The sequence below is a fragment of the Nonomuraea sp. NPDC005730 genome (assembly GCF_040630865.1).
GTDB lineage: Bacteria > Actinomycetota > Actinomycetes > Streptosporangiales > Streptosporangiaceae > Nonomuraea.
Window position 1 is genome coordinate 62,967 of sequence record NZ_JBEXYK010000040.1, and the last position, 24,418, is coordinate 87,384.

The 24,418-nt window shown below is 73.3% G+C and carries 21 protein-coding genes; 12 read left to right on the forward strand and 9 right to left on the reverse strand.

Annotated elements, in window-relative coordinates:
- Positions 1-68: 68 nt before the first annotated feature.
- Positions 69-782, forward strand: a complete 714-nt coding sequence (locus tag ABZ444_RS33905; protein WP_358005924.1) for a DUF72 domain-containing protein — start codon at positions 69-71, stop codon at positions 780-782.
- Complete coding sequence (locus ABZ444_RS33910; RefSeq protein WP_358005927.1) at positions 782-1,750, forward strand: magnesium transporter CorA family protein; 969 nt, start codon at positions 782-784, stop codon at positions 1,748-1,750. Before ABZ444_RS33905 ends, ABZ444_RS33910 begins: the two co-directional genes overlap by 1 nt.
- A 16-nt stretch (positions 1,751-1,766) precedes the next feature.
- Here ABZ444_RS33910 and thrS read toward each other — a convergent pair whose 3' ends face one another.
- On the reverse strand, positions 1,767-2,942 hold the full coding sequence (gene thrS, locus ABZ444_RS33915; protein ID WP_358005930.1) for a threonine--tRNA ligase: 1,176 nt from the start codon (positions 2,940-2,942) through the stop codon (positions 1,767-1,769).
- Between the two features lie 196 nt (positions 2,943-3,138).
- Between thrS and ABZ444_RS33920 the strand changes: the two genes are divergently transcribed.
- On the forward strand, positions 3,139-4,113 hold the full coding sequence (locus ABZ444_RS33920) for a LuxR C-terminal-related transcriptional regulator (protein WP_358005933.1): 975 nt from the start codon (positions 3,139-3,141) through the stop codon (positions 4,111-4,113).
- Here the strand turns inward: ABZ444_RS33920 and ABZ444_RS33925 are convergent.
- Complete coding sequence (locus ABZ444_RS33925; RefSeq protein ID WP_358005936.1) at positions 4,067-4,597, reverse strand: ATP-binding protein; 531 nt, start codon at positions 4,595-4,597, stop codon at positions 4,067-4,069. The genes ABZ444_RS33920 and ABZ444_RS33925 overlap by 47 nt on opposite strands.
- A 176-nt stretch (positions 4,598-4,773) precedes the next feature.
- Between ABZ444_RS33925 and ABZ444_RS33930 the strand changes: the two genes are divergently transcribed.
- The 3 genes from ABZ444_RS33930 (at position 4,774) to ABZ444_RS33940 (ending at position 6,683) form a co-directional block, all read left to right on the forward strand.
- Positions 4,774-5,241: an adenylyltransferase/cytidyltransferase family protein gene (locus ABZ444_RS33930; RefSeq protein WP_358005939.1), complete on the forward strand. Its 468-nt coding sequence runs from the start codon at positions 4,774-4,776 to the stop codon at positions 5,239-5,241.
- A gap of 74 nt (positions 5,242-5,315) precedes the next feature.
- Positions 5,316-5,900, forward strand: coding sequence for a hypothetical protein (locus ABZ444_RS33935; protein WP_358005942.1), 585 nt, complete (start codon positions 5,316-5,318; stop codon positions 5,898-5,900).
- A gap of 39 nt (positions 5,901-5,939) precedes the next feature.
- On the forward strand, positions 5,940-6,683 hold the full coding sequence (locus tag ABZ444_RS33940; RefSeq protein WP_358005945.1) for a DUF427 domain-containing protein: 744 nt from the start codon (positions 5,940-5,942) through the stop codon (positions 6,681-6,683).
- 42 nt (positions 6,684-6,725) lie between these two features.
- Here the strand turns inward: ABZ444_RS33940 and ABZ444_RS33945 are convergent, their stop codons facing one another.
- Positions 6,726-7,325, reverse strand: coding sequence for a TIGR03086 family metal-binding protein (locus ABZ444_RS33945; RefSeq protein ID WP_358005948.1), 600 nt, complete (start codon positions 7,323-7,325; stop codon positions 6,726-6,728).
- Positions 7,326-7,379: 54 nt separating this feature from the next.
- A complete protein-coding gene (locus tag ABZ444_RS33950) occupies positions 7,380-8,036 on the reverse strand; it encodes a TetR/AcrR family transcriptional regulator C-terminal domain-containing protein (protein WP_358005951.1) in 657 nt (218 codons plus the stop codon).
- An 84-nt stretch (positions 8,037-8,120) separates the two neighbouring features.
- Here ABZ444_RS33950 and ABZ444_RS33955 point away from each other — a divergent pair, with 84 nt between their 5' ends.
- Positions 8,121-9,695, forward strand: coding sequence for an FAD-dependent monooxygenase (locus tag ABZ444_RS33955; protein WP_358005954.1), 1,575 nt, complete (start codon positions 8,121-8,123; stop codon positions 9,693-9,695).
- Positions 9,696-9,717: 22 nt separating this feature from the next.
- Here ABZ444_RS33955 and ABZ444_RS33960 read toward each other — a convergent pair whose 3' ends face one another.
- From ABZ444_RS33960 to ABZ444_RS33980, 5 genes are all read right to left on the reverse strand, one after another.
- Positions 9,718-10,980 carry a M20/M25/M40 family metallo-hydrolase gene (locus tag ABZ444_RS33960; protein ID WP_358005957.1) on the reverse strand — a complete coding sequence of 421 codons (1,263 nt, stop codon included), beginning with the start codon at positions 10,978-10,980 and terminating at the stop codon, positions 9,718-9,720.
- On the reverse strand, positions 10,977-12,848 hold the full coding sequence (locus ABZ444_RS33965; RefSeq protein ID WP_358005960.1) for a prolyl oligopeptidase family serine peptidase: 1,872 nt from the start codon (positions 12,846-12,848) through the stop codon (positions 10,977-10,979). The genes ABZ444_RS33960 and ABZ444_RS33965 overlap by 4 nt, the downstream gene beginning before the upstream one ends.
- 6 nt (positions 12,849-12,854) lie before the next feature.
- Positions 12,855-13,889: a C39 family peptidase gene (locus tag ABZ444_RS33970; RefSeq protein WP_358005963.1), complete on the reverse strand. Its 1,035-nt coding sequence runs from the start codon at positions 13,887-13,889 to the stop codon at positions 12,855-12,857.
- A 118-nt stretch (positions 13,890-14,007) separates the two neighbouring features.
- Positions 14,008-15,120 (reverse strand): DUF5925 domain-containing protein, encoded by a 1,113-nt coding sequence (locus ABZ444_RS33975; RefSeq protein WP_358005966.1) that lies wholly within the window; start codon positions 15,118-15,120, stop codon positions 14,008-14,010.
- A 56-nt stretch (positions 15,121-15,176) separates the two neighbouring features.
- Positions 15,177-16,700, reverse strand: a complete 1,524-nt coding sequence (locus ABZ444_RS33980) for a serine/threonine-protein kinase (protein WP_358005969.1) — start codon at positions 16,698-16,700, stop codon at positions 15,177-15,179.
- A 95-nt stretch (positions 16,701-16,795) separates the two neighbouring features.
- Here ABZ444_RS33980 and ABZ444_RS33985 point away from each other — a divergent pair, with 95 nt between their 5' ends.
- The 5 genes from ABZ444_RS33985 to scpA all read left to right on the forward strand — a co-directional run bounded on the left by ABZ444_RS33985 (position 16,796) and on the right by scpA (position 24,399).
- A complete protein-coding gene (locus ABZ444_RS33985) occupies positions 16,796-18,661 on the forward strand; it encodes a potassium transporter TrkA (protein ID WP_358005972.1) in 1,866 nt (621 codons plus the stop codon).
- A 42-nt stretch (positions 18,662-18,703) separates the two neighbouring features.
- Complete coding sequence (gene mtnA / locus ABZ444_RS33990) at positions 18,704-19,642, forward strand: S-methyl-5-thioribose-1-phosphate isomerase (RefSeq protein ID WP_358005975.1); 939 nt, start codon at positions 18,704-18,706, stop codon at positions 19,640-19,642.
- Positions 19,643-19,720: 78 nt separating this feature from the next.
- Positions 19,721-20,497: an N-acetylmuramoyl-L-alanine amidase gene (locus tag ABZ444_RS33995; RefSeq protein WP_358005978.1), complete on the forward strand. Its 777-nt coding sequence runs from the start codon at positions 19,721-19,723 to the stop codon at positions 20,495-20,497.
- 45 nt (positions 20,498-20,542) lie between these two features.
- Complete coding sequence (locus ABZ444_RS34000; RefSeq protein ID WP_358005981.1) at positions 20,543-22,258, forward strand: methylmalonyl-CoA mutase family protein; 1,716 nt, start codon at positions 20,543-20,545, stop codon at positions 22,256-22,258.
- Positions 22,255-24,399, forward strand: coding sequence for a methylmalonyl-CoA mutase (gene scpA, locus ABZ444_RS34005; RefSeq protein ID WP_358005984.1), 2,145 nt, complete (start codon positions 22,255-22,257; stop codon positions 24,397-24,399). Before ABZ444_RS34000 ends, scpA begins: the two co-directional genes overlap by 4 nt.
- Positions 24,400-24,418 lie beyond the last annotated feature (19 nt).

Genomic DNA, 24,418 nt, shown 5'->3' on the forward strand with positions numbered 1-24,418 from the left:
CGTGAAAGATCCTCCTAGGCTTCCGGGACTGCGACAGTAACGCACCCGGCGCGGGGTAGGAGCCGGGTGTGGCGACGCTGGTGGGCACCTCCGGATGGCAGTACAAGGACTGGCGCGGCGTGCTGTACCCCGAGGGAGTCCCGCAGCGGTTGTGGCTGGAGACGTACGCGGCCGAGTTCCCCACGGTCGAGAGCAACAACGCCTTCTACCGCCTGCCGTCGCCGGAGACGTTCGCCGCCTGGCGGGAGCGCACTCCGGGCGGGTTCGTGATGGCGGTCAAGGCCAGCCGCTACCTCACCCACATCAAGCGGCTGACCGAGCCCGAGGAGCCGGTCGCGCGGCTGATGGCGGCCGCCGGGGCGCTCAAGGAGAAACTGGGCCCGGTCCTGCTGCAACTGCCGCCCACGCTGCGCGCCGACCCCGCCCTGCTGGACCGCTGCCTGGGCTGCTTCCCCGGCGGCGTGCGGGTGGCGGTGGAACCGCGGCACGACTCCTGGTGGACCGGCGAGGTGCGCGAGGTGCTGCTCGCGCGGGGCGCCGCGCTGTGCTGGGCCGACCGGCTCGGCCGGCCGCTGACGCCGCTGTGGCGCACCGCCGACTGGGGGTACGTGCGCCTGCACGAGGGCCTGGCCGCCCCCTGGCCCTCCTACGGCGCGGCGGCGCTGAAGAGCTGGGCGAGGAGGGTGGAACAGGCCGGATGGCGGGACGTCCACGTCTACTTCAACAACGATCCGGGGGGAGCGGCCGTGCGCGATGCCCGGCGATTTGCCAGACTCGCCTGATGCGCACGCGTCTGTACAGGAACGGCGTCCTCGAAAAGGAGGGCTTCCCCGTCGAGGAGGTCTCCGACCACGTCGGCGACCCCGAGGCCGCCGTCTGGTTCGATCTGTGCTCGCCCACCCCCGAGCAGCTCAACATGGTCGGCGAGGAGCTCGGCCTGCACGAACTGGCCGTCGAGGACGTCCTCAGCGACCACCAGCGCCCCAAGGTGGACGTCTACGACAACCACCTGTTCATCACCGTGTACGGCCTTCACCTCGACGAGGGCCACCTCGTCCCCGTCGAGGTGAACGTCTTCGTCACCCCCAACGCCCTGGTGACCGTGCGCGAGAGCGCCCGCTTCGACATCGACGAGGTGGTCAGGCGCTGGGACGCGACCTCCCGCCTGGCCTCGCACGGCGTCTCCTTCCTGCTGCACGGCCTGCTCGACTACGTCGTGGACAGCCAGTTCGACCTGGTCCAGGACCTCGACGCGCGGGCCGAGGCCATGGAGGAGTCGCTGTTCGACGACGCGCCCCGCGACGGCAGGGAGCTCCAGCGCGCCATGTACGTGCTGCGCAAGGACACCGCCAGGCTCCGCAAGATCTCGATGCCGATGCGGGAGGTGCTGGGCACCCTGCTCCGCCGCGACCAGGAGATCGTCGCCGATCCGGTGATGGCCCCCTACTACGAGGACGTCTACGACCACGTCCAGCGGGTCGCCGAGTGGGTGGAGGCGATCCGCGACATGCTCGCCAACGTCCGGGAGACCCGCCTGGCCCAGCAGGGCTTCCGCCTCAACGAGATCATGAAGCGGGTGACGAGCTGGGCCGCCATCATCGCGGTGCCCACCGCCATCACCGGCTTCTACGGCCAGAACGTGCCCTACCCCGGCTCCGGGGACATCTCGGGCTTCTGGGTGTCGTCGGTGCTGGTGGCGGTGGCGTCCGTGGTGCTGTACGCGGTCTTCAAGAAGAAGGACTGGCTCTGAACGCCGGTGACGGACGTCAGAAGCGCGGCCGGCACTCTGCGGCCAGCCTCTCGACCGGCACCGGGCCAGCCTGGCCGCCGTCCCGCAACCGGACGGCCGGCACGCCGTCGGAGACCTCGCGCGGCCCCACCACGAGCTGGTACGGCACCAGCCGGTGCGCCCTGATCCTGGCCCCGAGGCTGCCCCGGTCCGCGGGCGCCAGCTCGGCCCGCAGCCCGGCGGCCACCGCCCGCCGCAGCAGGTCCTCGGCCACCGGGAGCTCGGCGTCCGACAGCGGCAGCACGACCGCCTGCACGGGCGCCAGCCATGCCGGGAACGCGCCGCCGTGCACCTCGATCAGGTGCGCGACCAGGCGCTCGATCCCGCCGACCACGCTGCGGTGCACCATGACGGGACGCCGCCCGCCCGCGTACGACAGGTCGAAGCGCTCGGGCTGGTACAGGTCCACCTGGACGGTCGACAGGGTGCTCTCGCGGCCCGCCGGGTCGGCGATCTGGATGTCGATCTTCGGGCCGTAGAAGGCGCCCTCGCCGCGTTCCTCGTCGTAGGCGCGGCCGCGTTCCTGCAGCACCTCGCGCAGCACGGCCTCCGAGCGCGCCCACATCGCGGGGTCGTCCACGAACTTGCCGCCCTCGCCGCGCAGCGAGAGCCGGTAGCGGGCGGCCTCGATGCCGAGCTGGGCGTGCGCGGCCTCGATCAGGTCGAGCGCGGCCGACACCTCGGCCGCCGCCTGCTCCGGCGCGCAGAACACGTGGCCGTCGTTGAGCTGGATGGCCCGCACCCTGGTCAGGCCGCCGAGCACGCCCGACAGCTCCGAGCGGTACATGCCGCCGAGCTCGGCCACGCGCAGCGGCAGCTCCCGGTGGCTGCGCCCGCGCGAGCGGTAGATCAGCGCGTGGTGCGGGCACAGGCTGGGCCGCAGCACGAACTCCTCGCCGCCCACGTTCATGGGCGGGAACATGTCCTCGGCGTAGTGCGCCCAGTGGCCCGACCGTTCGTACAGCTCGCGTTTGCCGAGCACGGGGGAGTTGACGTGCACGTAGCCGTGGCGGCGTTCGAGCTCGTGGACGTAGTCCTCCACGGCCTTGCGCACGGCGGCTCCGGCGGGCAGCCAGTAGGGCAGGCCGGAGCCGATCAGCGGATCGGTGCCGAAGATCTCCAGCTCGCGGCCGAGCCTGCGGTGGTCGTTCATGATCGTCCTTTGCGGTGAAAGGGCGAACGACCAGCTCCCGGGCGTTCGCCCGGGATGCATGGAATCAGCGCGCCGGGACCGTGTCCGGCGTCGTCGTGACGAGAGCGCGCTGCATGCCCGCCACCGTAGCACCGCGGCGGCCGTGAAGAAAATCTTCAACAGCCGGTCCAGGAATGGCAAATGATATAAAAGAGCCGTGGCTGAGATCACCTTGAGCGTCCGCCAGTTGCAGGCGTTCGCCGAGGTCGGCTACCAGGTCGCGGGCGGCGGCGGCGCGCACGCGGCGATGGCGGCGCTGCGCCGCGTGGTCCCGCTCGACGCCTACGAGTTCGTCGCCTTCGACCCCGCCACCGGCCGGCACCACAGCGTCGTGTCCGACGGCCACCGCCGCATCGACCGCGACGCCGCCGAGGAGTACGCCGCGCTCGACGCCTGCCGCGAGGCCATCGCCGGCCGGCGGCCGGTGCCCATGCCGCAGCCGGGCACCGAACGGTACTTCCGCCGCCACCTGGCCCCCTACGGATGGCGGGCCGGGCTGACCGCGCCGCTGTTCCTCGCCGACGGCGGCCGCTACACCGGCCTGCTGCACCTGGCCGCCAAGGACGACTTCCCGCTGCTGACCGGCGCCCTGGTCGCCGCCGTGAGCCCGATGCTCGCGCACGTCACCGACCTGACCAGGTGCGTGATCGACCCCGCCGGGCTGCCGCCCGACTTCCGCGCGGTCGCCTTCGACCGGCTTGGCGAGCGCCGCGCGGTGCCCGGCCACGAGGTCTCCCGCGAGCTGTGGGACGACCCCGCCATGGCGGCCTTCACGCGCGCGTTCATCGACTCGCGGGAGCTGAGCCGGCGCGGCCTGTGGCTCGACGGCGGCGGACGCTGGCACGAGGTGCGGCTGCTGCGGGCCGGTGTCGGCTATCAGGGCTCGCTGCAGGGCGCGGTCGCCGCCGAACGGCCCTGCCCGCTGCCCTACGACCTGACCGGCCGCGAGGTCGACGTGCTCACCCGGGTCGCGGCCGGCGACTCCAACCCGCAGATCGCGGCCTGCCTGGTGCTGAGCGTCCGGACGGTGACCACCCATCTGGAGCACATCTTCGCCAAGCTGGGCTGCGACAGCCGGACCAGGCTCACCACGAAGGCGCTGGCCGAAGGGTTGTGCCGGCTCGACCTCTGACGCAGGGCTCCTGCCCGGCGGGCACGCGGGCCTGCGTCAGCTCGAACCAGACGGTCGTCGAGCCCCCTTCGCGGACGAACCCCCAGCGGTGGCTGAGCGCCTCGACCAGCGGCAGCCCCCGGCCGCTGGTCGCCTGGAGAGCGGTCCGGCACACGCACGGCGGGCCGTCCGCGCCGCCGTCGGCCACGCACACCCGGACCGTGGTGTCCGAGCTGAGCACCGACACCGTGAACGAGCCGCCGTCCCCGGACCTGGTGTGCAGGATCGCGTTCGTGGCCAGCTCGCTGGTGAGCAGCACCACCTCGTCATGGAACGGATGATCGCGGCCGAGCGCGTCCGTCACGAGCCCCCTGGCCCGCGAGACCTGGGACGCAACCCCCGGAAGCCGGACCGCGAGGTCGCGGAACCCGGGCGTTTCACCCCCGTCGGCATGGTCTGAGTCCCTCGACGCCACGGCGACCTCCCCCGAATCAGGTGACGTCATGAGACGCGCGGGCAGGGGGCGAGAGATTATCGCGAAAAGGTAGGAATGCTCTTTCCAAGGTCGCCTGCACGACCTGCCGCGGCGACCGAGTACGCTGCGATCGACGAGTCGTCTAGGCCCGTGGGGGAGCAAAGCGTGCACAGCAGCCTACTCGCCCGGCCGTCGGAGGAGGTCGCGTGAGCAGCCTGGAGGCCGTCTGGGTGGAGCCGTACGACCTGCCCGGGGCGGCCGTCGTGACCGGCGTCTTCGACATCCTGCACGTCGGCCACGTGCGCTACCTGGGCGCCGTGGCCGCCCGCGGGCTGCCCCTGGTGGTCGGCGTGGAGGACGACCCGCGCGTGCGGGCGTGGAAGGGGCCCAGCCGGCCGTTCAACCCGGCGGCGGAGCGGGCCGAGGTGCTGGCCGCGCTGCGCTGCGTGGCCGGCGTCTTCGTGGTGGCCGGGCCGCCCGAGGCCCACGGCCCCGAGGACTACATCGACCTGCTCGCGCCGATGCGGCCCGGGGCGCTGGCCCACACGGCCGGCGATCCCCACGCGGGCGCGCGGGCCACGGCGGCGGCCATCCTGGGCGCGCAGTGCTGGGAGATGGCGGCCATCCCCGACCGCTCCACCACCCGCATCGTGAACGCCGCAGGAAAGGGCTGACGAGCCGGTCCCCCGGGAGCGGCGGGGGAGTCGCTGAAACGGGCAGCGGCCATGATCGCGTAATCTTTCATGCCATGATGGCCGACCTGGTGGCGAAGCGGGTGACGAACCTGCTGGCACCGCAAGTGCTGGTGATCGTCATGCCGCCCGCCGTGGGCCTGCTCGCCCAGGGATGGGCCGGCGCGGCCTGGGGGCTGGTGGCCTCGGCGTTCTGCGGCGGCGTGCCGGCGGCGGTGATCGCGCTCGGCGTGCGCTCGGGACGGCTCGACTCCCACCACATCGTCGACCGGGCCCGCCGCACCGGCCCGCTGCTGGCCGCCGTGGCCGCCGTGCTGGTCGCGCTCGCGCTGCTGGTCGTGCTGGGCGCGCCGCGGCTGCTGGTGGCCACCGTGACCGCGATGCTGGTCGCCCTGGCGGTGACCGTGCCGATCACCACCCGCTGGAAGATCTCCTTCCACGCCGCCGTCTCGGCGGGCACGGTCGTGGTGCTGGCGCACGTGCTGCCCGCCGTGCCGGTGGCGATCGCCGGCGCGGCCGTGGTGGCGCTGGTGTGCTGGGCCAGGGTCCGCCTCGCCCATCACACGTGGGCGCAGGTCGCGGCGGGCGCGGTCGCCGGAACGCTGACCACGTGGGTGACGCTGGCGCTGTTCGGGGTCTGATGCCGGAATAGCGCCGCCGCCACGCGGGTTGGCGGGGACATGGATGCCACGAACCGGGGCCGGGTCCGCGTCGAGCGGTCGGCCAAGCGCGTGCGGACCTACCTGGGCGGCCGGCCGATCGCCGACACGACCCGGGCCCTGCTGGTGTGGGAAGGCCCCTTCTACCCCACCTACTACTTCCCCCTCCAGGACGTCGAGGAGGCGGCGCTCAAGCCGACCGGCACGTCCCGGCACTCCCCGAGCAGGGGCGACGCCGCCGTCCACACGGTCACCTCGGGCGCCGCGCAGGCCCCGGAGGCGGCGCTGGTCTACGACGACTCGCCGCTGGAGGAGATCCGCGGGCACGTGCGCTTCGACTGGGACGCGATGGACGCCTGGTTCGAGGAGGACGAGGAGGTCTTCGTGCACGCCCGCGACCCGTACACGCGGGTGGACATCCTGCCGAGCTCGCGGCACATCCGGGTGGAGGTCGACGGGGTCACCGTGGCCGACTCGCGCAACGCCCGCATCCTGTTCGAGACCGGCCTGCCGGCCCGCTACTACCTGCCGAAGACCGACGTACGGCTCGACCTGCTGGAGCACACCGACACCGCCACCCACTGCCCGTACAAGGGGACGGCGGAGTACTGGTCGGTCAACGGGAAGAAGGACCTGGCCTGGTCCTACCGCACGCCGCTGCCCGAGAGCGAGCGCGTGGCGGGGCTGATCGCCTTCTACAACGAGAAGCTGGACATCTTCGTCGACGGCGAGCGCGAGGAGCGCCCGCAGACCAAGTTCTCCTGAGCCCGGCCGCGCCCCGCCGGTCGGGCGGGGCGCACACGGGCCTCAGGCGGCCGGCGACCAGTGCGGGTCGCGGCCGAGGTAGCGCAGCAGGGCGGCGACCTCGTCGCCGGCGGCGTCGTCCGGCAGCGCCTCGGCGTAGGCGCCCCACGGGCGCAGCGGGTCGGCGATCTGCCGGGCGACCTCCAGCAGCGGCCCGGCCATCTCCGGCGTCAACGGCGAGGGCTGACCCGTGGCCACGGCGATGTCCCAGGCGTGCACGGCCGCGTCGAGCGCGCACGCCGTCGAGCCCGCCCACGGGGACATCTTGTTCGGCGGCACCGGCGTGGCCACCTCGGCGGCGTCGCGGTCGACCGTGGCCCACGCCCTGGCCGAGCGGGTCAGCGCGTCCTCAAGCTCGGCCGCCGGGTCGGCGCCCGGTTCGGCGGGCGGGTCGAACGGGTTGAACGCCGGCCCGGCCTCGCCCGTGAGCGTGGCGGCGAAGCCGATCTGGTCGCCGACCGCGTGCTTGAAGACCTTGGTGACGCTCCACTCGGAGCAGGGGGTCGGCAGATCCCAGCCGCCGGCCGGGATGCCGCTGACGGCCTTGCGCAGCGCCTCGTGCGAGGCGTCCAGAACGTCCCAGCCGCTGATGATGTCGCCCATGTGGAGCTCCTTTCGAGATGACCCCACTATAGCAGAACGGAATGCTTTGTTCCACTAGTTGTTTGCCGCAGCCTGTGCGAGACCGTCGATCAGCAGGTCCAGGGCCTGTTCGAAGTCGGCGGCCGGATCGACGCCGCCGCGTGTCCAGCGGAGCAGCCTGGCGAAGTGCGGCAGGTGGCCGGGATCGAGGGCGCGGATGTAGACGCCCACCTGCTCCTCGCCGGCGTGCCGGCCCGGGGTGCCGCCGAAACCGCCGGTGGACAGCAGCAGGGTGCCGAACACCAGGCCGTTCACGGCGGTCAGCGCCCGCCAGGCGCCCAGGTCGTCGAAGCCCGCCGCGTACAGCGTGCCGACCAGGCCGTCGAGGGTCCGCAGGGCGTGCGGCGAGGTTGGGTTGGACCGGTCGGTCGCCAGCGCCAGCGGGACCACGGGATGGCGGCTGAACGCCCGGTGCATGTTGCGTGCCGTGACGCGCAGCTGCTCCTGCCACGGCAGCCCCGGGTCGGGCGGCTCCACCTGGCCGAACACCAGCTCCACGATGCCGTCGACCAGGTCGGCCTTGTTCGAGACGTGGTTGTAGAGCGACATCGCCTCCACGCCGAGCACCTTCGCCAGCCGTCGCATCGACAGGCCGTCGAGGCCCTCGCTGTCCGCCAGCTCCAGGGCTGCGGCCAGCACTTTGTCCCGGTTCAGTGGCTCGCGCCGCGCCATCGGCTCTCCCTTCGCGCTTGACAGAGCTTACGGTGTACGTGCTCTACTTACGACGTAAGCATACGGCGTAAGTAAGGAGTCGGCATGACCGACGTGATCATCGTGGGCGGCGGGCCGGTCGGCCTGCTGCTGGCCTGCGAGCTCCGGCTCGGCGGCGCCCGGCCGCTGGTCCTGGAGGCGGCCACGGGCGAGGAACGCGTGACCCGCAGCCTCGGCCTGCGCTCGCTCAACGCCCGCACCCTGCACTCGCTGGAGCTGCGCGGGCTGGTGGAACCGCTGACCGAGGCGCAGTGGAGGATGCTCGACGAGCTGGCCACCGGCCCCGGGCCGGACCGCTCCGACATGGTCGGCATGATGACCGAGCTGCTGAAGAAGGGCATGATGCGCGGCCACTTCGCCGGACTGCCGCTGCTGGCGCAGGACGGCACGGCCGAGTACGCCATGCTCAAGCAGCACCGGATCGAGGCCGTGCTGGCCGCGCGGGCCGCCGAGCTCGGCGTGCCGGTCAGGCACGGCCGCGCCGTCGTGGACGTCACCCCGTACGCCGATCGCGTGGTGGCCACCCTGGCGGACGGCGAGCGCGTCGAGGCCGCCTACCTGGTGGGCTGCGACGGCGGGCGGAGCCTGGTGCGCAAGCGGTCCGGGTTCGCCTTCTCCGGCACGCCCGCCACCATGACCGGCAGGACGGCCGTGGCCACGCTGACCGGGCCGGTCGGCTCGTCCCTGCGCAGCCCGGGCGGGCTGGTGAACCTGTCGCTGGTGCCCGGGGAGATCGCGACCATCGAGTTCGACGGCGGCCCCGGCGACACGCCCTCCGGGCGGGACGCGCCGATGACCGCCGAGGAGCTGGCGGGCAGCCTGCGCCGGGTGACGGGGGAGGACGTCGGGGTCGCCCACCTGGAGGCCGGCATCCGCTACAGCGACAACACCCGGCACGCCGACTCCTACCGCAAGGGACGCCTCCTGCTGGCGGGGGACGCCGCCCACGTGCACTCGCCGATCGGCGGCCAGGGGCTCAACCTGGGGCTGCAGGACGCCGTCAACCTGGGGTGGAAACTGGCGCTGGTCGCCCGCGGCGCGGCACCGGAGAGCCTGCTGGACACCTACACCGCCGAGCGTCACCCGGTGGCGGCCCGCGTGCTGCGCAACACCCGCGCCCAGGTGGCGGCGATGCGCCCGGGAGCCCAGGTGGACGCGCTGCGCGAGGTGCTGGCGGAGGTGATGGCGCTGCCGGACGCCGAGCGCCACTTCACCCGCATGGTCGAGGGCACCGACGTCGACTACGCGCCCGCCGCGCCCGACCCCCGCGTGGGCCGCTTCACCCCGTCCCTGACCGCCACCCCGCCGCCGGACTCACGAGCCGCGACGGCGGACCCGGCGGACCGGGCGGACCGGGCGGACCGGGCGGGGCGGCCGGTCGCGGAGCTGCTGCGGGACGGGCGGGGGCTGCTGCTCGACCTGTCCGGCGGCGCGGACCCGAGCGTGCCGGCTGACGTGCCCGCGGGCCACCGCGACCGCGTGCGCCCGGCCGTGGCCGACATACCCCAGGCCGGGGGCGGGGCGCTGCTGGTCCGTCCCGACGGTTACGTCGCCTGGGCGGGTGGGGCAGGGAGCGGTCTGGAGGAGGCGCTGACCGCCTGGTTCGGCCCGGCGTCATGAGGGCGTCGCCGGGCCGGGACGGTCAGGTGAGCAGGCGGGTCAGCACACGGGTGCCGAACTCCAGGCCCTCCACCGGCACCCGCTCGTCCTTGCCGTGGAACATGCCGAAGTAGTCCAGGTCGGGCCGGAGCATGAGCGGGGCGAAGCCGTACCCCTGGATGCCGATGGTGGCGAAGGACTTGGCGTCGGTGCCCCCGCTCATCACGTACGGGACCGGCCGCGCCTGCGGATCCTCGGCCACCAGCGCCCCCGCCAGCTCGTCGAAGAACGCCGACGGGTACGGCGCGGCCGGCGCCTCCTCCAGGTTCACGAACTCACGGGTGATCTTCGGCCCGAGCAGCTCGTCGATCGTCGCGAGGAACTCCTCCCGCAGGCCCGGCAGGTACCGGCCGTCCACGTGCGCCGAGGCCGTCGAGGGCACCACGTTGACCTTGTACCCGGCGTCCAGCATCGTCGGGTTCGCCGAGTTGCGGATCTGGCCGTGGAACAGCTCGCCGAGCGGGCCCAGCCGGGCGGCCTCGGCGTCCAGCCGGTCCAGGTCGACCGGCTGCCCGGTGATCTCCGACAGGCTCTCCAGGAGCGCGGCGACCGACGGCGTCAGGCGTACCGGCCACTGGTGCGCGGCGATCCGCGACAGGGCGTGGGCCAGCGTGGCGACGGGGTTGTCCACGGCGGGCCGCGAGCCGTGGCCCGCCACGCCGTGAGCGGTCACCTTCATCCAGGCGGTGCCGCGCTCGCCGACGGCGATCGGGTAGACGCGCCGCCCGCCGGACTCGACGCTGAAGCCGCCCGACTCGCTGATGGCCTCGGTGACGCCGTCGAACAGGTGCCGGTGCTCGGTCACCGCGTACCGGGAGCCGTGGTCGCCGGTCGCCTCCTCGTCGGCCAGGAAGGCCAGCACCAGGTCCCGCCTCGGCCGCACCCCGCGCGCCGCCATGTCCAGCACGGCCGCGAGCGTCATCGCGCACGAGCCCTTCATGTCCACCGCGCCCCGGCCGTACACGCAGCCGTCGGTGATCTCGCCGGAGAACGGGTGCATCCGCCACTCGGCGGGGTCGGCCGGCACCACGTCCAGGTGGCCGTGGACGAGCAGCGCGTCGGAGGAGTCGCCGTCGATCCTGGCCACGACGGTGGTGCGGCGGGGCGCCGACTCGAACACCACCGGCTCCAGCCCCGCGTCGGCCAGCAGCGTGGCCACGTACTCGGCCGCCGGGCGCTCGCCCGAGCCCGGGTTGGTGGTGTCGAACCTGATCAGGTCCGAGCAGATCTCGGCGACGCTCTTCACGCTCTCCCCTTCAGCGTCAGCGGCGGGACGCCGGGCGTCTCCAGGTCGAAGATCAGCCCGTAGAAGGCCAGCTCGGCCTCCAGCACCGCCACGATGGTCTCTTCCCTGCGCCAGCCGTGCTGCTCGCCGGCGAAGGTGAGCAGAGCCCACTGTTTGCCGTGCTTGTCCAGTTCGGCGGTGAATCGCTCGGCCTGGCTCACGTCCACGATCGCGTCCTCCAGACCGTGCAACATGAGGCATGGGCCCGATGCCCGGGCCGCGTTCAGGAGCGGCGAGCGGTCGGTGTACCGCTGCCGCGTCTCGGGCAACGGGCCCACCAGGCCGTCGAGGTAGCGCGACTCGAAGTCGTGCGTCTCGGCCGCCCAGCTCTCCGGGTCGGTGATCGCGTAGTGCGCGACGCCGCCCGCGAACACGTCGCTGTGCACCAGCGCGGCCACCGTGGTCCAGCCACCGGCGCTGCCGCCCCGGATCGCGATCCTGGCCGCGTCCGCCAGGCCGAGCTGCACCAGCCCGCGCGCCACCTTGGCGCAGTCCTGGACGTCGACCACGCCCCACTGGTGGCGCAGCCGCTCGCGGTAGGCCCGGCCGTAACCGGTCGAGCCGCCGTAGTTCACCACGGCCACGCCGATCCCCCGGCTGGTGAAGTAGGCGACCTCCAGGTCCAGCACGACCGGCGTGTTCCCGGTCGGGCCGCCGTGCACGAAGATCACGTACGGCGCCGGCCCGGCGACCCCGGCCGGCGGGTGGAGATGGGCGTGCACGCCCTCGATCGTCACCGCCTCCGGCGTGGGCAGCAGCGCCCGGTCCGGCAGCGGCTTGGGGGCCGAGACGACCTCGTGCCCGCCCGTGGCGAGATCGACCAGCGTGACCTCCAGCGGCGTGTACGGCGTCGCCCCCACCGCCACCGCCTTGCCCCCGGCCGCCGACACCGTCGAGGCCCAGTACGTGTGCCCGTCCCCGCCGACCTCGCGCAGGCCGCCCGTCGCCGGGTCGAGCACGCCCAGGCGGCGGTGGTCGGCGGTGCCGTACACGACGACCAGCTGCTCGCCCGCCGGGGCCAGGCAGGCCAGGCCCGGCTTCCAGGCCGCCGCGCCGAACTCCAGCTCCACGGGGGTGAGGTTGCGCGAGGGGGAGCCGTCGAGGTGCACGAGGTGCACGTTCCACCAGCCGGTCGGGTCGGTGACGGCGTACAGGGACTCCTCGTCGCGCCACTCGGCCTGGGTCACCGACTCCTCGGGGCCGCCGGCCACGACCCGGTGGGGGCCCGCGACGCCGTCCGGGGACAGGTCGGCCACGCACAGCTCGGTGCCGTCCCAGGGCATGTCGGGGTGGTTCCAGCCGATCCAGGCGATCCGGGTGCCGCCGGGGGACAGGCGGGGGTTCATGAGGAAATGGTGGGCGCGGGCGACGACCCTGAGCGGGCCGCCGTCCAGGGGGACCGCGACCAGGTCACGCGCGTCGTCGATCTCGCGGACCGCCCACACCTCGTCGCGGCCGGGCGGCAGGTAGAGGTCGCCGTACCGGGCCGGGCCCTCGGGCGTGAGGGCGACCGGGTCGGCGGCCTTCCCGGGGGAGGCGTCCAGGCGGTAGAGCCGCTGGTCGGCCCAGTTGGTGAAGACCAGACCGCCGCCCGGCAGCGGGCGCCAGGAGCGGCCGCCGTACTCGACCAGGCGGTTGCGGGCGTTCCAGCCCGGCGGCAGCGCGTCGGCGCGCGAGCCGTCGGGCAGGCGGCGCACCACGCAGCGCCTGCCGCCCTCGTGCGGGCGCGGCTCGTCCCACCACACCTCCACGCCCTCGGGCGTGGCCACGGCCTCCACCCACTGGGGGCCGCCGTCGGTACGCGCCACATCGATCGGTCGAATACTCATGAAAGATCACCAATTGCCGTTGGTACAGGGAGGCAGCGGGTGCCCGGGCGGGTGGAGGACGTACACGATGCCGCCGCTGCCCGAGCTCCTCAGCCACACGTTCTCGAACGCTGCCCGCGGGTAGATCCGCCGAACCCCGCCGTCCGCGGGCGCGGCGGGGTCGTTGACGACGACGTCGCCCCCGGCGGTGAAGCCGGTGACGACGAGGATGTGGCCGTTCGTGGAGTAGCCGGAGCCGGGAAGCTCGTGGGCCCGGAACGACAGCGAGGCGATCACCGGGATCCCCGCCAGGACGAACGCCTCCAGCTCGGCCGCCGACAGCAGCCTGGTCACGAAGCCGGTCAGCCCGTAACGCCCGGCGTAGGCCACGTTGAACGGCCAGTTCCCGGTGCCCTGGTAGCTGTCGTCGTAGGTGCCCATGGCCGCGTGGTCCACCGCCGGGGCGGGGTCGTCCGCGCCCACCCAGGCGAGCTCGCCGGGCTCGGGGCCGCGGCGCCAGAAGGCCAGCACCATCGCCACCGAGGCGGGGCTGCACCAGTTCGCGCCGCCGCCGTCCCAGCGCGGGTGGTGCCCGGCGTGCGCGTACTGGGAGTGGCCGGGCACGTCCAGCTCGACGTGCCCGGCCACCCCTGGCGTGCTCACCGTGACCGGACGCTGCGGCAGGGCCGAGGCCAGCACGCCGAGAGAGGTCATCCGCGCGCCCTCGCCGCGCGCGGTGACCCTCGTCTGGAACGCCACGACCGGCCGCCTGGCCACGAACGTGTCCACGGCCACGTCGCCGTCCTCGTCGCCCTGGCCGGGCACCGAGGTGCGTGGCCCGTGCTCGGACCACCGGCCCATGACGTACCACTTGGTCAGCGTGCCCGCCCCGGTCCTGGCCCGCAGCTCCACCTCGACCCCGCCGCCCGGCGGGGTGCGCGCGGTCCACGAGGGCACGAGCTGGGTGGCCGCGAAGCCGACCCGGTGTTCCTCGCTGGTCCACGTGCCTCCGGGCACGGTGAGACGGGTGAAGGCGACGCGCGCCAGATCGACGGTGAGCACCAGCCATATTGTGGTTTCACACCCGGTGTCGCACATCGGTTGGTTTACGTACCAGCCCGGACGTGCCCCCGGCGCGCGGGACGCCGGGGACGCGCGCGGCGCCCCCGGCGGGGTCGGATCAGAGGTAGAGACCGGTGGACTCGTCGGCGCCCGCCGGGGCGATCGCGCGGCCCGCGCGCAGGGCGTACAGCTCGGCGAGGGTCGCCCCCGAGGCGCCGACGCCCTGCGACGACCCCAGCCAGGCGACGGCCTCGTCCCTGGTCAGCGGGCCCACCTCGATCTGCGCCAGGCACCGGCCCGGACGGATCACGGCCGGGTGCAGGCGGGTCAGGTCTTCGTTCGTGGTGATGGCCACCAGCACGTCGCGGCCCTGGCCGAGCAGGCCGTCGGTGAGGTTGAGCAGCCGCGACAGCCCCTGCCCCGCCTGGGCCTTGGCGCCCGAGCTGATCAGCTCGTCGCAGTCCTCCAGCACCAGCAGCCGCCACCGCTGCGTGTCCTCGTCGGTGTCGTAGCCGACCGCCACCTCCATCAGGTAGCCCGGGTCGTTGAACAGCCGCTCGGGGTCGAGCACGCAGTCGACCTGGCACCAGTCGTGCCACTGCTTGGCCAGCGTGCGCAGCAGCGTGGTCTTGCCGGTGCCCGGCTGGCCGTGCAGCAGGATGAGCCGGCCGTTGACGTCGGCGGGCGTGGTCGCCATCAGTCGGCCGAGCGCCGGGCGCACCTGCGCCGAGTAGTTCGTGCCGATCTCGTCCCACGGCTGGGCGGTGATCGGCTTCTCCGACCGGTTGCCGCCGTGGGAGCCGCGCCACCAGAAGCCCATCTCGACGTGGTCGGCGTCGGGCACCGGCTCCTCGGCGCCGTCGATGCTCTCCTTCAGCACCGAGGTGGCCAGCTCCTCGCTCACCGCCGTCACGCTCACCGTGGCGGTGCGGTTGCGATGCCGCACGACCCGCAGCGTCCAGCCCTCGCCGCAGATGAGCCGCGACTCCGAACCGTCCTCCACCTGCGCGGTGCGCAACACCCGCCCCTCGGCCGGCCGCAACCGGGCGTCCGGACGTACGCGCTCCAGATTGGCCAGCTTGGACCAGGGCTGGACGCCGGTCGCGAACGGCGACAACGCCAGGGCGTCGATGACGTCGATCGCTGAGTCGGCGTCGTCGATCCAGATGTTCATCGGCAGCTCGGACGAGGAGTCCGCGCTGGGGAACGGCACCTCCCTGATCACAGACATAGGTAAAGGATCTCCTTCGTGGGCTCGGATGTCGAAGGGTTATGCGAGCGGTTCGTTCACTTCTTGCCGAGATCGCCGGTCTGGGTGACCATGCCCAGGCCGGGCACGTCCCGCCAGGTGTAGGTGAGAGTGTCGCCTTCAAGCTCCAGCCAGACAGTACCCGGGATGCAGCCGCCCGTGGACGTCCCGAGGGAGAAAGTCAGCCGGTCCGGGCGCACCTCGGTCAGGGTGATCGTGGCGGCGCAGTCGACCTGGGAGTCCTTCTCCTTCCAGGCCGCCTGCGACCGGCCGGCCTTCAGCTCCACCGTGTTCTCGGCGCCGTCGGGGTCGAGCGGGTTGGTGGTGTCGGTGTGGCCGGACCAGGTGCCGGCGAAGGCCGCCGGGATCTTCAGATCGCCGGTGCCGGCGGGGGGCGCGGTGGCCGTCCCGGAGGTGGCGGCGGGCGTACCGGTGGCGGTGGACGGCGGCGTGGACGGCGGGGTGGACAGGGCGGCGGCCGTGGACGGCGGCGGGGTGGACCGGGTGGCGGTCGAGCCTGGCGTACGGGTGGTCAGCAGGACCACGCCGCCGGCCACGGCCAGGGCCACCAGGACCGCACCGGCGCCGGCGAGTGCGCGGCGTCCCCGATTTCGGCCCGCGCGGCTCTCGCGCGTGTCGGCCGCCCCCGGATCGAGCCCCAGAGGCCCCGCTCCTGGCCCCGCTCCTGGCCCCGCTCCTGGCCCCGCGGCCGTGCTGGGGGCGACGAGGGTCATCAGCAGGGCCGCGGCCGTCGGGCGGCGGGCCGGGTCCTTGGCCAGGGCGGCGGCGACCGGCCCGCGCAGCCGGGACGGCAGCGCCGACAGGTCGGGCTCGGCGTGCAGCACCCGGTGCAGCACCGCCGGCACGGTGTCCGCCCCGAACGGGCTGACCCCCGTGGCCGCGTAGACCATCGTCGCCGCCCACGCGAACACGTCGGAGGCCCCGGAGGCGGGCGAGCCCGCGATCTGCTCCGGCGACAGGTACGCGGGCGTGCCGACCAGCCCCGAGGTGTGCGTCGCCGCCCCCTCGGCCCTGGCGATGCCGAAGTCCACCACCCGCGGCCCGTCCGGCCCGAGCAGCACGTTGGACGGCTTGAAGTCACGGTGGACGACCCCGGCCGCGTGGATGGCCGCCAGCGCGGTGGCCGTGCCGACCGCCAGGCGTTCCAGCTCCCCGCCGCGCAGCGGACCGCGCCCGGCCGCACTCCCGGTCGCATGCCCGGCCACCCGCCCGGCCACCCGCCCGGCCACCCGCCCGGACACGCGGTCGGCCACTGAGGGCCCGTCCACGAACTCGCTCACCACGTACGGCCGCGAGCCCCGCGTCGAGACGCCGAGCACGCGGGCCGTGCAGAAGGAGGCGATCGACTCCAGCGCGTCGAGCTCCCGCGCCAGCCTGGCGCGGGTCTCCGGGTCACCGGCGTTGAGCAGCTTGACCGCGACCGGCTCCCCGGAGGGGGAGTGGGCCAGGTAGACCACGCCCTGCCCGCCCTCGCCCAGACGCCCGGCCAGGCGGAAATCGCCCAAGAACGCCGGATCGTCCGGTGTGAGGGGGATCACCATGGCGGCTACGTTACCGCTCGCCATGCGGAAGCCAAGATCGCCCGGTACCTTGTGACGTCGGTTTAAATCACTCCTTACACGGAGGTATCGGGGAAGTGTCGAGGGTCACGGTCCGCGAACGGGTGCGGTACTGGTTCGACAACACCATGTCCAGGGGGACGGCCTCGCTCATCGGCTGGCTCGCGGTGGTGTCGGTCGCGCTCATCCTCGTGGTGGCCGCGCTCACGCTCTGGCTCGCGCCCGACGAGCCCGACGGCGTCAGCGGCCCGGGGCAGGTGTTGTGGGTCGCCCTCATGCACGCCCTCACCCCCAGCAAGGTCGCCAGCGACAAGGGCTCGTTCGGCTACATGACCGTCATGTTCGCCGGGTCGCTCGGCGGCATCTTCATCGTCAGCATGCTCGTCGGCCTGCTGTCCAACGGTCTCAAGCAGAAGGTGGACCGCCTGCGCAGGGGCCGCTCGCGCATCGTCGAGTCCGGCCACACCGTGGTGCTCGGCTGGTCCGACCAGGTGTTCACGATCGTCACCGAGCTCGTCAAGGCGCACGCCAGCCAGAAGAACTCGGTCATCGCCGTCCTGGCCGACCGCGACAAGCTCGCCATGGAGGAGGACATCCGCGAGCACGTCGGCGACCTGGGCAGGACCCGCCTGGTCTGCCGCACCGGACGTCCCACGGAGCCGCGCGACCTCGGCCTGATGAACCTCACCGCCGCCAGGTCCGTCGTCGTGCTCTCACCCGAGGGCGAGGACCCCGACGCGCACGTCATCAAGATCCTGCTCGCCCTGGCCAAGCGGGCCGGCTCCCACCCGCCCGTGGTCGCCGCCCTGGCCTCCGCCCGCAACCTGGCCGCCGCCCGGCTGGCCGGCGGCGAGGACGTGTACCTCGTCGACTCCGACGACACCGCCTCCCGGCTGATCGTGCAGTCCTCCCGCCAGTCCGGCATGTCCGTCGTCTGCATGGACCTGCTCAACTTCGACGGCGGCGAGATCTACCTGCGCGCCGACGAGGAACTGGTCGGCGCCACCTACAGCCAGGCCCTGCACGCCTACGAGACCGCCGCCGTCATCGGCTTACGCGGCCCGGCCGGCGTCGTGCTCAACCCGCCCATGGACACCGTCATCACGGCCAAGGACCAGATCGTCGTCATCGCCCACGACGACTCCCACATCACCCTCGCCACCGGCGAGCCCCCGATCGACGAACAGGCCGTCACCACCGCCGTCGCCCCGCAGTCCGAGCCCGAACGCACCCTCCTGCTCAACTGGAACGGCCGCGCCGAGCAGATCGTGCGCTACCTGGACGGCTACGTCTCCCCGGGCTCGGTCCTGGACATCGCCGCCGACCACCCCAAGGCCGGCACCGGCCTGACCGGGCTGCGCACCCTCACCGTCAACGTCAAGGACTGCGACACCACCGACCGGTACGCGCTGGAATCCCTCGGCGTCGGCCTCTACCAGCACGTCATCGTGCTCTCCGACGACCGCTTCGACCCCCACCACGCCGACACCCGCACGCTCATGACCCTGCTCCAGCTCCGCGACATGCAGAGCACGCTCGGCGAGCACTACTCGATCGTCAGCGAGATGCACGACGAGGGCAACCGGGCGCTCGCCGAGGTCACCGAGGCCGACGACATCGTCATCAGCGACACCGTCATCGGCCTTCTGCTGGCCCAGCTCGCCGAGAACCGGCACCTCGCCGACGTGTTCGGCTACCTGTTCGACTCGCACGGCTCGGAGATCTACCCCAGGCCCGCCGCCTCCTACGTCGGGACCGGCGCCGAGGTCACCTTCGCCACCATCGTCGAGGCGGCCCGGCGCAGGGGCGAGACCGCGATCGGCTACCGCGACAACGTCTTCAGGAACGTCCCGCCGCACTACGGCATCGTGCTGAACCCCGCCAAGAGCGACACCGTCGTCCTCGGCCGGCAGGACTCGGTGATCGTCCTGGCCGAACGCTGACCCCGCGGCCCGGCCCGGGAGCCGTGGGTTACCGTGTGCGGCGTGAGGACCATCGACTGGGCCGGCGACGCCATCGAGCTCGTGGACCAGACCCTGCTGCCCGGCCGGTGCGTGCGGCTGCGCGTCGAGACCGTGGCCGAGCTCGTCGCGGCGATCAGGCGGCTGGCCGTGCGCGGCGCCCCCGCGCTCGGCGTGGCCGGCGCGCTCGGCGTCGTGCTCGCCGACGGCGACCTCGGCCAGATCGCCGAGCTGCGCGCGGCCCGCCCGACCGCCGCCAACCTGGCCTGGGGCGTCGACCAGGCCGCCGCCCACCTGGACAAGGGCCGGCAGGCGGTGCTGGCGGCCGCGTTGCGGATCCGCGACGACGACATCGCCGCCTGCCTGGCCATGGGCGAGCGCGGTGCCGGCCTGCTGGAGGGCGACCGGCTGCGGATCATGACCGTGTGCAACACCGGCGGCCTGGCCGCCGTCGAACGCGGCACCGCCCTCGGCGTCGTCCAGACCCTGCACGAACGCGGTCGCCTGGCCGAGGTGCTCGCCCTGGAGACCCGGCCGCTGCTCCAGGGCGCCCGGCTCACCACCTGGGAACTGGCCAGGATGGGCGCGCCGCACCGGCTGGTCGCCGACTCGGCGGGGCCGTACCTGCTGGCCAAGGGCGAGGTGGACGCGGTGCTCATCGGCGCCGACCGCATAGCCGCCAACGGCGACACCGCCAACAAGATCGGCTCGTACGCGCTCGCGCTCGGCGCCGAACGGGCCGGAGTGCCGTTCATCGTGGTCGCCCCCGAGTCCACCATCGACGCCGCCACCCCGACCGGCGACCACATCGAGATCGAGGACCGCGACCCCGAGGAGCTCCTCACCGTCGGAGGTGTACGCCTGGCGCCCGAGGGCACACAGGCGCTGAACCCCGCGTTCGACGTGACGCCGCACGATCTGATCACCGCGATCGTGACCGAACGGCGGGTGATCAGGCCGTGAAATAGCGCGATCCCCGCACCTGTTCACCTCGCTGGCGTTACGCTCGGTCGTCCCGATATCTACTCTCGGAGAGCACTCGTGGACATCGATCTGGTGTTACGCCGCGACTGGCAGGCCCGCGCGCCCCGTGGCGCCTACACCCAGCTTGACTCGACCAAGGGCGTCAAGGTCCACTACACCGGCGGCCGGGTCGAGCCCGCCATCGTGTCCGACCACGCCGGCTGCGTCTCCCTCGTGCGATCGATCCAGGCGTACCACATGGACGGCAACGGCTGGATCGACCTCGGCTACAGCTTCGTCGCCTGTCCGCACCGGAAGGTGTTCGAGGGGCGGGGGCTGCATCATCTGCCGGCGGCCAACGGCCCCGGGCTCAACGCCGGCCACTACGCCGTGCTCGGGCTGGTCGGCAACGCCGGGCTCGTGCAGCCGCCCGACGCGATGCTCGAGGCCGTCCTCGACGCCGTCCAGTACGTCCGCGACCGGGGCGGTGCCGGCAAGGAGATCAAGGGCCACCGCGACGGCTACTCGACCGACTGCCCCGGCGACCCCCTGTACGCCTGGATCAAGCGCGGCGCGCCCCGCCCCGGCGGTGGCACCACCCCGCCGCCCAAGGGCGCGCCGCCCTTCCCCGGCCGGTTGCTGAAGTACCCGCCGGTCATGGAGGGCGAGGACGTGCGCACCTGGCAGCGGCAGATGAACAAGCGCGGCTACGACCTGACCGTCGACGGCGCGTACGGCGGCCGGTCCCGCGACGCGTGCCGCGAGTTCCAGCGCGAGCAGGGCGTCGAGGACGACGGGATCGTGGGCCCGCTCACGTGGAGGCTGGCCTGGGAGGCGCCGACGGCTGACGGGTAACCCCCGGATTACTGCGGCGGCCGGGCAGCGCCTACTATCCGTTGCATGGAACTGGCAGCGGGCTTTCCTCCCACCACTCGTGACGACTGGCGGAGGCTGGCGGTCGAGGTCCTGCGCAAGTCGGGGGTCGAGGCGGGCTCGCCCGAGGAGGCGCTGTCCAGCCCGACCTACGACGGCGTGCCGGTCGCGCCGCTCTACGACGCGGGCGACCTGCCGGGCGATCCGGGGCTGCCGGGCGCGCCGCCGTTCACGCGGGGGGCGCGGGCGCGGCCGGGCTGGGACGTCCGGCAGCGGCACGCCGTGGCCGATCCCGAGGCGGTGCTGGCCGACCTGGAGAACGGCGTCACCTCGCTCTGGCTGGTCGTCGGCGACGGCGCGATCCCGGTGGACGCGCTGCCCGCCGTGCTGAAGGACGTCTACCTCGACCTGGCCCCGATCGTGCTGGAGGCGGGGGAGCGCACGCGGGAGGCCGCCGAGGCGCTGTTCGGCCTGGCCGCCGCCAAGGGCGTCACGCCCAGCGGCAACCTGGGCGCGAGCGGCGGCGAGGGGGCGGAGCTGGCCGGGCGGTGCGTCGCGGTCCCGGGGCTGCGCGCGGTCATGGTCGACGCCACGCCGTACCACGACGCGGGCGCCGCCGACGCCGAGGAGCTGGGCTGCTCGATCGCCCGGGGCGTGGCCGAATTGCGCACGCTCACCGGCGCCGGCCTCACGGTTGAGCAAGCGCTAGGCCAGATCGACTTCCGGTACGCCGCCACCGCCGACCAGTTCGCCACCATCGCCAAGCTGCGCGCGGCGCGCCGGTTGTGGGCCAGGGTGGCCGAGGTGTGCGGCGCCGCCGAGCACGGCGGCCAGCGCCAGCACGCCGTCACCAGCGCGGCCATGATGACCGCCCGCGACCCCTGGGTGAACATGCTGCGCACCACCCTGGCCTGCTTCGCGGCGGGCGTCGGCGGGGCGGAGGCGGTCACCGTGCAGCCGTTCGACGCCGCGCTCGGCCTGCCCGACGCCTTCTCCCGGCGCATCGCCCGCAACACGCAGTCGCTGCTGCTGGAGGAGTCGGGGATCGGGCGGGTGGCCGACCCCGCCGGCGGCTCCTGGTACGTCGAGCGCCGCACCGCAGACCTGGCCGAACGCGCTTGGGCGTGGTTCCAGGAGATCGAGGCCGCCGGCGGCGTGGCGGCCGCCGGCGAGCTGATCGAGCGGCGCGTCGCCGCCACCCGGGCCCGCCGCGACGACGACATCGCCCACCGGCGCTTCCCGATCACCGGCGTCAGCGAGTTCCCCGACCCCGGCGAGAAGCCGCTGCGCCGGCCACCCGCCCCCGCCGGGCGGCCCGTGGCCCGCTACGCCCAGGAGTTCGAGGCGCTGCGCGACGTCGCCGACGCCCTGCCCGAGCGTCCCAAGGTGTTCCTGGCCACCATCGGGCCGGTCGCCGCGCACACCGCGCGGGCCTCCTTCGCCGCCAACCTGTTCCACGCCGGCGGCCTGGCCACCGAGACCGCCGGGCCGGGCGCCGACCCCGAGCAGATCGCCACCGCCTTCGCCGTGAGCGGCGCCGCCGTCGCCTGCCTGTGCTCCACCGACAAGCTGTACGCCCAGCACGCCCGCGCCGTGGCCGCCGCCCTGCGGCACGCGGGGGCGAGACGTGTCTGGCTGGCGGGGAAGGGAGACTACGAGGGCGTGGACGCCTGCCTCTACGCGGGGTGCGACGCGCTCGCCGTGCTCCGTCAGACGTTCGAGGACCTGGAGGTGCTGCGATGATCCCCGACTTCTCGGGCGTCCCGCTCGGGCCGGGGGCCGGCTCCGGCGCGGAGGCCGTCCCCGGGGGCGAGGTGTGGGAGACGCCGGAGGGCATCGGGGTCAAGCCGCTCTACACGGCCGCCGACCTCGACGGGCTCGACTTCCTGCGCACCTATCCCGGCGCGGCCCCGTACCTGCGCGGGCCCTACCCCACCATGTACGTCAACCAGCCGTGGACGATCCGCCAGTACGCGGGCTTCTCCACGGCTGAGGACTCCAACGCCTTCTACCGGCGCAACCTGGCGGCCGGGCAGAAGGGCCTGTCGGTCGCCTTCGACCTGGCCACGCACCGGGGCTACGACTCCGACCACCCGCGCGTGGCCGGCGACGTGGGCATGGCCGGGGTGGCGATCGACTCCATCTACGACATGCGGCAGCTCTTCGACGGCATCCCGCTCGACCGCATGTCGGTGTCGATGACCATGAACGGCGCGGTGCTGCCCGTGCTCGCGATGTACATCGTGGCGGCCGAGGAACAGGGCGTCGCGCCGGAGGAACTGGCCGGGACCATCCAGAACGACATCCTCAAGGAGTTCATGGTCCGCAACACCTACATCTATCCGCCGGCCCCCTCGATGCGCATAATTTCGGATATTTTCGCTTATACGAGCGAAAAGATGCCGAAATTCAACTCGATCAGCATCTCTGGGTATCACATCCAGGAAGCCGGGGCGACCTGCGACCTCGAACTCGCCTACACCCTCGCCGACGGCGTCGAGTACCTGCGCGCCGGGATCGCTGCCGGGATGGACGTCGACCGGTTCGCCCCCCGGCTGTCGTTCTTCTGGTGCATCGGCATGAACTTCTTCATGGAGGTCGCCAAGCTGCGCGCCGCCCGGCTGCTGTGGGCCAAGCTGGTGTCGCGGTTCGGGGCGGCCAACCCCAAGTCGCTGAGCCTGCGTACGCACAGCCAGACCTCCGGCTGGTCGCTCACCGCCCAGGACGTCTTCAACAACGTCGCCCGCACCTGCGTCGAGGCCATGGCCGCCACCCAGGGCCACACCCAGTCGCTGCACACCAACGCCCTCGACGAGGCGCTCGCGCTGCCCACCGACTTCTCGGCCCGCATCGCCCGCAACACCCAGCTGCTCCTGCAGCAGGAGTCGGGCACCACCCAGGTGATCGATCCCTGGGGCGGCTCCTACTACGTCGAGCGGCTCACCCACGACCTCGCCGAGCGCGCCTGGGCCCACATCGAGGAGGTCGAGGCGGCCGGCGGCATGGCCAGGGCCATCGAGGCGGGCCTGCCCAAGCTGCGCATCGAGGAGGCCGCGGCCCGTACCCAGGCCCGCATCGACTCCGGCCGCCAGCCGGTCATCGGGGTCAACAAGTACCGCGCCGCCGACGACGAGCCCATCGAGGTGCTCAAGGTCGACAACAGCGCCGTACGCGCCCAGCAGCTCGACAAGCTGGCCCGGCTCCGGGCCGAACGCGACGGCGAGGCCGTGCAGCGCGCGCTCGACGCGCTCACCAAGGCCGCCGAGAACCCCGCGCCGGGCCTGGAGGCCAACCTGCTCAAGCTGGCCGTGGACGCCGCCCGCGCCAAGGCCACCGTCGGTGAGATCTCCGACGCCCTGGAGCGGGTGTTCGGCCGGCACGCCGAGCAGGTGCGTACCATCTCGGGTGTGTACCGCGACGAGTCCGGCCCCGTCGAGGCCATCGAGCGCGTCCGCCGCGCCTGCGCCGACTTCGAGCGGGACGAGGGCCGCCGCCCGCGCATCCTGGTCGCCAAGATGGGCCAGGACGGCCACGACCGGGGCCAGAAGGTGATCGCCACCGCCTTCGCCGACCTGGGCTTCGACGTCGACGTCGGCCCGCTGTTCCAGACGCCGGAAGAGGTGGCCAGGCAGGCGGTCGAGGCCGACGTGCACATCGTGGGCGTCTCGTCGCTGGCGGCCGGGCACCTCACGCTGGTGCCCGCGCTCCGGAGCGCCCTGGCCGACCTCGACGCCGGGGACATCATGATCGTGGTGGGCGGCGTCATCCCGCCGGGCGACCACGACGAGCTGCGCGCCGCCGGCGCCGCCGCCATCTTCCCGCCGGGCACGGTGATCGCCGACGCCGCCCTCGACCTGCTCCGGACGCTCACCGGCCGCCCCTGACCCTCGGGGCGGCTCGCCC